The sequence below is a fragment of the Brevundimonas sp. genome (assembly GCF_018608325.1).
Classification (GTDB): Bacteria; Pseudomonadota; Alphaproteobacteria; order Caulobacterales; family Caulobacteraceae; genus Brevundimonas.
This window is the reverse complement of the sequence record NZ_JABAZW010000096.1, coordinates 36,082-37,431: the sequence shown is the minus strand read 5'-3', so window position 1 is coordinate 37,431 and position 1,350 is coordinate 36,082. Positions and strand designations below refer to the sequence as shown.

General features: G+C 71.7%; 2 protein-coding genes. Both read left to right on the top strand.

What is annotated here, in order from left to right:
- A partial coding sequence (locus QZ281_RS09540) for a TolC family protein (protein ID WP_292227629.1) occupies nt 1-990 on the top strand: 990 nt, incomplete at its 5' end.
- Nucleotides 987-1,350 (top strand): ATP-binding cassette domain-containing protein (locus QZ281_RS09535; RefSeq protein WP_292227627.1); only part of this gene is annotated, 364 nt, incomplete at its 3' end. The genes QZ281_RS09540 and QZ281_RS09535, both read left to right, overlap by 4 nt.

Below are 1,350 nucleotides of genomic sequence, written 5' to 3'. Positions count from 1 at the left end.
CTGTGGGGCCGTATCCGCCAGATGCGGACGGCAGCCGATGCAGACGCCGCTGCTGCTGCTGCCGACACTATCCAGGCGCGCCGCCTGATCGCCGCCCAGACCGTCACCGCCTATGTCGCCCTGCGTGAGGCCCAGCAGTCCGAGGCCTCGGCTCAACGCGCCTTGAGCGCCGCCGCACGACGGGTCGATCTGATGCGTGTGCGGGTTCAGAACGGCGCGGCCTCGAACGGGGATGTGCTGGAGGCCGAGGTCGTGCGCGCCGAGGCCGAGGCTGTGGGGCGTGAAGCCCGCACCGAAGTGATCGCCCAGACCTTGCGGCTTGAGGCCCTGTTGGGCGGTGTGCGCGGGCTGGAGCTGGCGTCTGCGGACCTGCCGCGTCTGTCGGCGGGAACGGATGGTCTATCGTCCGACGCCGTGGATCACAGGCCCGAGGTTCAGGCCGCCTTGCTGCGTCTGCAGGCGGCGGACGCCCGCCGCGCCGCCGCCCGGAGCAGCGACAGCGGCGCCGCCGCAGTGGCGGCTGAACGGCCTCAGTTCCAGATCATCGCCGCCCTTGGCGCGCCCGATCCGGCCATAGCCACACTGCTGGACGTCAAGACGCTGGCCTGGGCGTTGGCAGGCACGGTGACGCAGGCCGTGGTCGATGGCGGCGCCGCCGACGCGCGCATCGCCTCCGCCTCGTCCGAGGGGGATCAGGCCGAGATCGCCTGGCGCAAGGCCGTGGTCGAGGGCTGGCAGGACATGCAACTGTCCGTGCGGCGTGAGGCGGACGCCGCCGCCGCCGTCAGTCAGGCGACCCTTGCCGACCGCAGCGCACGCACCGCCCTTCAGGCCGCAGAGCGTCGCCATCGCGAAGGCGTCATCGACGGTGTGGCCATGGCTGACGCCGCGCTGGCGGTCGAGACGGCGCAGCGTGCCTTGGCGCAGGCCAGGGCGCAGGCCCTGACCGCGCGCGTCCAGCGGGTTCTGGCGACGGGTGTTGGCGCATGAGGCGCGAGCCCCTTCTGAACGCAGCCGGGGTGGGCAAGTCCTATCAGACCGGCGGCGGGCGGGTGATCGCCCTGAACCCGACCGACTTCGCCGTCGAGCGGGGTGAGTTCGTCATGGTCTCCGGCCCGTCGGGTTCGGGCAAGTCGACCCTGCTGGCCATCATCTCGGGCCTGCTGACGCCCGACACGGGCCGGGTCGAGGTGCTGGGCAAGGACATCACCCGCATGGGCAAGGCGGAAGCCGACGCCATGCGGCTGGAATCCTTCGGCTTCATCTTTCAGGGGTTCCACCTGCTGCCCGCCCTGACGGCGATGGAGCAGGTCAGCACGCGCATGGCCGGCGTCAACAACGCGCTGCGCG